We start from the raw sequence: 8668 nt of genomic DNA, 5'->3' as shown, positions 1-8668 counted from the left end.
GGTATGAGCGGGCGGGCGCGGTTGGCGTTGCGTGCCGCGGTGGCCACGTTGATGGCGGCGTGCGCGCTGCTGCCGCTGGTTTCGTCCGCGACGTGGATCGTGCAGGTCGCGCTGATGCTGGCGGTGCAGTCGGGCGTCGGCACGGTGGCCCGGCGGATACCGCTGGCGCGGCCGCTGACCGTGGCGGCGCAGGCCCTGGTCGCGCTGATGCTGCTGACCCTGCTCTTCGCCCGGACGCAGGCCTTCGCCGGGCTGGTCCCCGGCCCGGAGGCCCTCCGTCACCTGGCCGAGCTGCTGCGGCAGGGCGCGGACGACGTCGCCCGGTATGCCATCCCGGCGCCGCTGACCGACGGCATCCGGCTGATGCTCGTCGGCGGCGTGCTGCTGATCGGGCTGATCGTGGACACCCTCGCGGTGACGTTCCGCAGCGCGGCCCCCGCGGGACTGCCGCTGCTCGCCCTGTACTCCGTGGCGGCGGGCCTGTCCGAGGGCGGCGCCGACTGGCTGTGGTTCCTGGTCGCCGCCACCGGGTACCTGATGCTGCTGCTGGCCGAGGGCCGGGACCGGATCTCGCAGTGGGGGCGGGTGTTCGCCGGGGCGCCGCGCCCGGGGGCCCGGGAAGCCGGCGCGACCGCGCCGGGGCGCACCGGGCGCCGGATCGGCGCGCTCACCCTGGGGATCGCCCTGGCCGTGCCGCTCGCCCTGCCCGCCATGCAGGGCGGACTGCTGGGCGCCACCGGCACCGGAGTCGGCGCGCGAGGCGGCAACGGCGGCACGATCTCCGCGGTGAACCCACTGGTGTCGCTGCGCGACAGCCTGAACGCCGACGAGGACCGCACGGTCATGAGCCTGCGCACGGACACGCCCGACCTCTCGGACCTGTACGTGCGGATCGTGTCCCTGGACGACTTCGACGGCACCACCTGGAAGCCGTCCCAGCGGCACATCGTCGGCGTGCCCGACCCGTTCCCCGCTCCGACCGGTCTGGACGGCGACGTCAAACGCAGGCAGATCACCACGAACATCGCGACGGCCGACTGGTACGACCAGAACTGGCTGCCGATGCCGTACCCGCCGAGCGGCGTGCGCATCAAGGGCAGTTGGCGCTACGAACCCGTGGGCATGACCCTCGTCGGCGACCACGGGCAGAACACCCGTGGACTGACCTACCAGGTGAAGAGCCTTCAGGTGCGGCCGACGGCGGAGCAGCTCGCGACCGCGCCGGACCCGTCGCCGTCCCTGAAGCGCGAGTACACCAAGGTGCCCAAGTCGCTCCCGGCGGACGTCGCGAGGACCGCACGCCGGATCACCGAGGGCGCGTCGAACCACTACGAGCAGGCGGTCAAGCTGCAGGACTGGTTCGCCGTCGACGGCGGCTTCCAGTACGACACCCAGGTCGACACGGGCAGCGGGCCGCAGGCCGTCTCGCGGTTCCTGAAGGACAAGCAGGGCTTCTGTGTGCACTTCTCCTTCGCGATGGCCGCGATGGCCCGCACGCTGGACATACCGGCCCGGGTCGCGGTGGGCTTCGCGCCCGGCTCCCCGCAGGGCGACGGCACGGTGGCAGTGAGCCTGAAGGACGCGCACGCCTGGCCCGAGCTGTACTTCGAGGGCGTCGGCTGGACCCGCTTCGAGCCGACTCCGACGCGCGGCACCGTGCCGTCGTACAGCCGGCCGGAGACGCCGGACACCAGCCTGCAGGACCCCGCGGTGCCGTCCCAGGACGCGAGCACGGCGCCCTCCGCCGCTCCTTCGGCGCACCAGAGCTGCCCGCCGGAGCTGAGGCGGCTGCAGGAGTGCGGAGGCCCGTCCGCGCAGGCCGTGCTGCCCTCCGACGGCGACGGCCCGAAGTGGTACGCGGTCCTGGGGTGGGCGCTCGGCGGCCTGGTGATCGTCGCCCTGCCGCTGTCACCGCTGCTGCTGCGCAGGCGGATGCGCTCCGTCCGGCTGGGCGCGCACGGGCGCGGCGAGGCGGACGCGGCGCCGCACGTCCTGGGAGTCTGGCAGGAACTGACGGACACGGCCTGGGACTTCGGGATCCCGCCGGACGAGTCGCGGACTCCGCGTCAGGCCGCCGCCCGGATCGTGCGCCTCGGGCGCCTCGACCCGGCGGCCGCGGCCTCGGTGCACCGCCTGGCGGACGCCGTGGAGCAGGTCCTGTACGCACCGCGCCCGCGCCCGGTGGCGGGACTCGCCGAGGATGTCCGTCAGGTCACCGGGGCCTTGCGGGACACGGCGTCCCGCGGCACCCGGCTGCGGGCCGCGCTCGTCCCCCGATCGACCGCGCGCCTGGTCTGGTCGGCCTCGGCCCGGTGGACCGCGCTCCGCTCCCGCCTCGCCGCCGCCCGGCCGACCCTGCGGGGGCCGTCGGGTCAGCGGGGCTGAGGCGGCCGGAGCGGGGCCTGTCCGGCGGATCGTGCCGCAGACGCGGGGTCCGGCAAGCTCATCCGGGCCGGCCGCCGACCGCCGGCTTCCGGCTTCCGGCGACTCGGCCCGCCGGACAGCCCCTGGTGCGGAAGAGGTTTTCCGGGCGCGCGTGAGGGGGTGACCACCGTCGGTGGTCACCCCCTCACCACAGCCAAGGGTGATCGGCGGGCTAGCGGCCCTGCTCGTCGCGGCGACGCTGCCAGCGCTGCTCGATGCGGTCCATCATGGAGCGCTTCGGCCGGGCCTGGCGGCGGGCGTGCGGGCCGCCGACGGCCTGCTCGCCCGGCTTGGGGGCCTTGCGCCAGCCGGTCACGGCCAGCACGGCGCAGCCCAGCATGACCAGGAAGCCCACCACGCTGACCCAGATCTGCTGGGCGACCATTCCTGCCATGAGGAGCGCGATACCCACGAGGAAGCCCACGACTGCCTGGTAGACCCGCCGCCGGGTGTACGTACGCAGCCCGCTTCCCTCGAGCGCCGACGCGAACTTGGGATCTTCTGCGTACAGCGCTCGCTCCATCTGCTCGAGCATGCGCTGCTCGTGCTCCGAGAGCGGCACGGAGTCCTCCTCATTGTGCAGTCGCCGGGGCGACCCGGGGGGTCCCTTCAGGATAGGCAGGGAATCGCCCCCGTGAAACCCGCCCCTCTGCGCCAATTGACCAACCGGAACCCGCCATGTGCCGGACCCGGCTCGCTGAGGCTTCCATTCCCCGGCGGCCGGCCCGTCATGCCGGACGGTCTCCTTCGATCATACGGCGCAAAGCCGTCGGCCGGGGGGCCTGTGGCGCACTCCATGTCCCGCGGGACGGGGACCGGCGGCCCGCTCGCGGGCCGCGGCTCAGGTCCCGGCGGCGCCCGGGGTCTCGCCGAGCACGTGCAGCTGCGTGGCCACCGAGTGGAACGCGGGCAGCTCGGCCGCCGCCTCCTCCAGCTTCAGCAGGGCGTCCAGCGCTCCGGGTTCGGTGTCCACGAGCACGCCGGGCACCAGGTCGGCGAAGACCCGCACGCCGTGCACCGAGCCGACGGTCAGCCCCGCGCCCTCCACGAGGGCGGTGAGCTGCTCGGCGGTGAAGCGGTGCGGCACCGGGTCGCCCTCGCCCCAGCGTCCGTGGGGGTCGCCGAGCGCCTGCCTGGCCTCCTTGAAGTGGCCGGCCAGGGCGCGGGCGAGCACGGCGCCGCCGAGCCCGGCGGCGAGCAGGCTGACGACGCCCTCGGCGCGCAGGGCGGCGACCGCGTTGCGCACGCCCTCGGCGGGGTCGTCGACGTACTCCAGGACGCCGTGGCACAGCACGACGTCGTAGCCGCCGCGCTCGGCCACGTCGAAGAGGCCGTGGACGTCGCCCTGCACCCCCCGCACCCGGTCGGCCACGTCGGCCTCGGCGGCGCGGCGCTCCAGCGCGAACAAGGCGTTGGGGCTGGGGTCGACGACGGTGACCCGGTGGCCGAGACGGGCGACGGGCACGGCGAAGTTGCCGCTGCCGCCGCCGGTGTCGAGAACGTCCAGGGACTCCCGGCCCGTGGCCTTGACCCGACGGTCCAGGGCGTCCCTCAGGACCTCCCAGACCACGGCGGTACGGAGAGAAGCGCGGGGGCGAGAGGGGTCGGAGCGCAGCGACGTCGACTGAGGGTGGTGGTGGGAGACGGGGGGGCGCATCGGGTCCGACACGGCAGTTGACTCCTCGGCGCGGCACCGCCTCTTGCCCGGCGGAGCGATCGGTCTGCCCTCCCGGCCCGGGGTACGGGGACCGGGAGGGCTTTCAGGTGTCTTCCACCCTATTGCCTCCCGCGCCCGCCCTGCCGCTCGGCTCCGCCGGTCTCCGCGGCCGTGAACGCCACCGCGAGCGCCGCCGTGGCGGCAACCGCCGTACGGGCGCGCCCCTGGACCTGTCAGCCCGCGTCCGGCAGACCGTGCGGGCCAGGGCCCGCCCGGCGCCGGGAGGCGCCCGGCTCGTCCGCCGTGTCGGTGTTCCGGCGGGGCTGGGGCAGGGACGGCTGGAGGGCGAGCATGCGCTCGACGAGGCGGATGAACATCGCCACGTCGCGTATCAGGTCGTCGGCGTCGCGGTGGCCGGCCGCGCCCCGGATGCCGGCCTCGGCCCGGGCGCGGCGCGCGGCGCCCGCGGCGAACAGCGCGCTCCACTCGGTGAGTTCGGGCGCGATCTCGGGGAGCACTTCCCAGGCGCTCCTGATGCGCGCCCGCCGTCGGGGGGTTGGCTCCGGGCGCCCCCGCGCGGCGAGCACGGCGGCGGCGGTGCGCAGGGCGGCGAGGTGGGCCGTCGCGTACCGCTCGTTCGGGGTCTGCAGGGCCGTGGCCTCCTCCAGGCCCGCGCGGGCCTGGGCGAGCAGGTCGAGGGCGGCGGGCGGTGCCGTGGTGCGGCGCAGGACGGGGTGCACGTCGCTCGCCGGGCCGGTCAGTGAGGGGGCAGGGCCGGCGGCGCGGCGCCGATGCGCGGCGGCTGCGGACGAGTTGGCCATGACGAACCTCCTGTCGTCTGGATGACGGCACGGGTGCCGTATGTGCACATCGTGGGGTATGGCACTGACAATCCGTTCTGACCTGGCCTTTTGCTTCGATCGCAGGGTCGGGGTACTTTTTTGCACTGACCAGTCAGTTCAAAAACATGGGGAGGGCAAGCCGTGCCCGACCACACGGCAGAGGGCCTCGGTGTCACCGCCCGCGACTTCGGGCTGCGAGGACCCCGCGGCTGGGCGTTCCGCGGCATCGGCCTCGACGCGGAGCCCGGTGCGCTGATCGCTGTGGAGGGCCCGTCCGGTTCCGGCCGTACGTGCCTGCTGCTCGCGCTCACCGGACGGATGCGGCCCACGGAGGGGGTGGCCCGCGTGGGCGAGTTCGAACCGCCCCGGCGCATGTCCGCCCTGCGCCGCGTCACCGCGCTCGCCAACGTGGCGGGCGTCACCGACCTCGAGCCGGCCCTGACCGTCGGCGAGCACCTGCGCGAACGGGCGCTGCTCCAGCGCCGGTTCGGCGGCTCGCTGCGCGGCCTGCTGCGGCCCCGGGCCGAGCGCCGGGCCGAGGCGAAGCGGCTGATCGACGCGGCACTCGGCACCGCCGGCCTCGACCTCGCGGCCCTGCCCAAGGGCGACCGCACCGCCGTACGCGATCTGGAGCGCCCGGAGGAACTGCGCCTGTCGATCGCCCTGGCGCTCATGTCCCGGCCGCGGCTGCTCGCCGTCGACGACACCGACTTCAAGCTGTCGGACACCGAACGCGCCGCCGTCTGGGCGCGGTTGAGGTCGATCAGCGAGTCCGGGACGACCGTGCTCGCGGTGTGCAGCGAGGCACCGGAGGGCACGGTGACCGTCTCCACCAGACCCTCCCCCGAACCCACCGCAGACGAACCGCACGACCGAGCGAAGGAGGCGGCCGATGCGCTCGCCGAAACTGGCCGCTCTTGAGCTCAGGCGCTTCGGCCGCGGCCGGCTGCCGCGCGCCGCCCTGGTCGCCCTGCTGGTGCTGCCGCTGCTGTACGGGGCGCTGTACCTGTGGTCCTTCTGGGACCCGTACAGCCGCCTCGACCGCGTCCCCGTGGCCCTCGTGAACGACGACCGGGGAGCCACCGCCGACGGCCGCAGGATCACGGCCGGCGACGACCTCACCGAGGAGCTGCTGAGGAGCAGGGTCTTCGACTGGCACGAGGTGAGCGCCGCCGAGGCCCGCCGGGGCGTCGAGGACGGCACGTACTACCTGTCGCTGACCATGCCGGCCGACTTCAGCCGGCGGATCGCCTCCAGCGCGGGCGACTCCCCCGAGACCAGCGCGCTCCAGGTCCGTACGAACGACGCCAACAACTACATCGTCGGGCAGATCTCCCGGACGGTGTTCAGCGAGGTGCGCACCGCCGCGTCCACCAAGGCCTCCCGGTCCTACCTGGACAAGATCTTCGTGTCGTTCTCCGACATCCACGGCAGGACGGCCAGGGCCGCCGACGGCGCCGACCGGCTCAAGGGCGGCATCGGCAAGGCCGAGCGGGGCTCCAAGGACCTCGCCGACGGTCTGGCCGAGGCCAGGAAGGGCTCGTCCGAGCTGTCCAAGGGCCTGACCAAGCTCAACACCGGGGCGAGCGACCTGGAGAGCGGCTCCCGGCAGGTCGCCGACGGTACGCGGACGCTGGCCGACAGGATCAACGCGCTCGACGGCACGGCGGGCCCGTTCCTGAGGGACAACGAGAAGACCATCGGCGACTCCGCCCGGCTGGTCGCCGACTCGGCCAAGGCGATCCGCCGCAACCTCGGCACGCTGGTCGAGCGGGCGCCGGACGCCGCCGAGGGCGCCCACGCGGCCTCGGCCGTCCTCGACGACGTCCACGCCCGGCGCTGCGACGACCCGGCCCCGCCGGACGCCGCCTGCGCGGACCTGAAGCAGGCCGAGGAGGCCGCCGCCGACGTCGCGAGGATCGCCGACGACGTCAACACCCTCGTCGCGGACAACGACGGCGACCTGAAGAAGCTCGACACCCACCTGGCCACCCTCCAGAAGCAGGCCCAGGCGCTCGCCGACCGCGCGCCGCACCTGTCCGAGGACCTCGACGACGCCGTCAAGAAGATCAACAAGCTGAACGAGGGCGCCGGCAAGGTCGCCGCGGGCGCGAAGAAGCTGCACGCCGGGATCGGCACGGCCAGGACCGGCGCGAGCGGTCTCGACAAGGGCGTCGGCAGGCTCGAGGCGGGCGCCGTCGACCTCAACGGCGGCATGTACAAGCTGGTCGACGGCTCCGGCAAGCTCGCCGGCGGGCTGCACGACGGCGCCGAGCGGATCCCCGACTACGACAAGGAGGACCGCGACCGGCGCACCGGCGTCATGGCCGACCCGGTCCAGCTGGCCACCCGGGACCTGCACCACGCGCCGAACTACGGCACCGGTTTCGCCCCGTACTTCATCCCGCTGTCGCTGTGGGTGGGCGCCATGGTGGCGTACATGCTGATCCCGCCGATGAACCGGCGCGCGCTCGCCGCGGGCGCCTCCTCCTGGCGGATCGCGCTGGCCGGCTGGCTGCCGGTGGTGGCGGTCGGCGTGCTGCAGACGGCGGCCCTGATGGCGGTGCTGCACTGGGCGGTCGGCCTGGAGATGACACGCGCGGGAGGCACGATCGCCTTCCTGTTCCTGGTGGCGGCGTGCTTCGCGGCGATCGTGCAGTGGCTGAACGCCCGCTTCGGCCCGGCGGGCCGGATCCTGGTCCTCGCCCTGCTGATGCTCCAGCTGACGTCCGCGGGCGGCACGTACCCCGTGCAGACCAGTCCGGACTTCTTCAACGCGATCCACCCCTTCCTGCCGATGAGCTACGTCGTCGACGCCCTGCGCAGGCTGATCACGGGCGGCGGCCTCGGCCCGGTGTGGCCGGCGTGTGCGGTGCTGACGGGCTTCACGGCCGCCGCGCTCGCGCTGACCGCCCTGTCGGCCCGGCGCCGGCAGGTGTGGACGCTGAACCGGCTGCATCCGGAGCTGAGCCTGTGATCCCGCCGTTGACCTCCCCTTCCGCACCCTGCGAGGAGTCCGCGCCTGTGACATCCGCACCTGTGACAATCGGGGCCATGGAACGCAGCAGCGCCACGCCGGGCGGCCGTACCCGCCGCGAGGCCACCCGGCAGAAGCTCTACGAGGCGGCCGTCACGCTCATCGCCGAGCAGGGGTTCTCCGCCACCACCGTGGACGAGATCGCCGAGCGGGCGGGGGTCGCCAAGGGCACGGTCTACTACAACTTCGCCAGCAAGTCCGTCCTCTTCGAGGAGCTGCTGCGGCACGGAGTGGGACTGCTCACGGCCTCCCTGAAGGAGGCGGCCGAGCGGACCGCGTGGGAGGGCGGCAGCCGGGTCGACGCCCTGGACGCGATGGTGCGCACCGGGCTGGTCTTCATCGACCGCTACCCGTCCTTCACCCAGCTGTACGTGGCCGAGCTGTGGCGCACCAACCGGGCCTGGCAGTCCACGCTCATGGTGGTACGGCAGGAGGCGGTCGCCGTCGTCGAGGGCGTACTGCGCGAAGGAGTGGCGAACGGCGAGTTCAGCGAGGAGCTCGACGTGCCGCTCACCGCGGCGGCGCTGGTCGGCATGGTGCTGGTGGCCGCGCTGGACTGGAAGTCCTTCCAGCCGGAGCGCTCCCTGGACGACGTGCACGCGGCGCTGTCCAGACTGCTGCAGGGACGGGTGAGCGGCCGCCCCTGAGCACGGGACGCGCCGGTGCGCCGTGGCCGCGTCCCCCGCGGGCCACGGCGCACCGGCGCGT

At 74.1% G+C, this 8668-nt stretch carries 7 protein-coding genes; 4 read left to right on the top strand and 3 right to left on the bottom strand.

What is annotated here, in order from left to right:
• Positions 1 to 3 precede the first annotated feature (3 nt).
• Entirely contained in the window at positions 4 to 2385 is a 2382-nt protein-coding gene (locus C1I97_RS24945) for a transglutaminase TgpA family protein (protein WP_111005416.1), read from the top strand.
• Positions 2386 to 2596: 211 nt separating this feature from the next.
• On the opposite strand, the gene C1I97_RS24940 is transcribed toward C1I97_RS24945, so the two are convergent.
• From C1I97_RS24940 to C1I97_RS24930, 3 genes are all read right to left on the bottom strand, one after another.
• Positions 2597 to 2986, bottom strand: coding sequence for a DUF3040 domain-containing protein (locus C1I97_RS24940; protein WP_111005415.1), 390 nt, complete (start codon positions 2984 to 2986; stop codon positions 2597 to 2599).
• A gap of 279 nt (positions 2987 to 3265) precedes the next feature.
• Complete coding sequence (locus tag C1I97_RS24935) at positions 3266 to 4093, bottom strand: methyltransferase (protein ID WP_111005414.1); 828 nt, start codon at positions 4091 to 4093, stop codon at positions 3266 to 3268.
• 221 nt (positions 4094 to 4314) lie between these two features.
• Positions 4315 to 4902 (bottom strand): SAV_6107 family HEPN domain-containing protein, encoded by a 588-nt coding sequence (locus C1I97_RS24930; protein WP_111005413.1) that lies wholly within the window; start codon positions 4900 to 4902, stop codon positions 4315 to 4317.
• 162 nt (positions 4903 to 5064) lie between these two features.
• Here C1I97_RS24930 and C1I97_RS24925 point away from each other — a divergent pair, with 162 nt between their 5' ends.
• From C1I97_RS24925 to C1I97_RS24915, 3 genes are all read left to right on the top strand, one after another.
• A complete protein-coding gene (locus C1I97_RS24925; protein WP_111005412.1) occupies positions 5065 to 5844 on the top strand; it encodes an ATP-binding cassette domain-containing protein in 780 nt (259 codons plus the stop codon).
• Complete coding sequence (locus tag C1I97_RS24920) at positions 5816 to 7900, top strand: YhgE/Pip domain-containing protein (protein ID WP_111005411.1); 2085 nt, start codon at positions 5816 to 5818, stop codon at positions 7898 to 7900. Before C1I97_RS24925 ends, C1I97_RS24920 begins: the two co-directional genes overlap by 29 nt.
• A gap of 77 nt (positions 7901 to 7977) precedes the next feature.
• Entirely contained in the window at positions 7978 to 8607 is a 630-nt protein-coding gene (locus C1I97_RS24915) for a TetR/AcrR family transcriptional regulator (RefSeq protein ID WP_111005417.1), read from the top strand.
• Positions 8608 to 8668: the final 61 nt, after the last annotated feature.

The sequence above is a fragment of the Streptomyces sp. NTH33 genome, from assembly GCF_003236365.1.
Classification (GTDB): domain Bacteria; phylum Actinomycetota; class Actinomycetes; order Streptomycetales; family Streptomycetaceae; genus Streptomyces.
The sequence above is the reverse complement of the archived record's forward strand: the minus strand, read 5'-3'. Positions and strand labels throughout refer to the sequence as shown.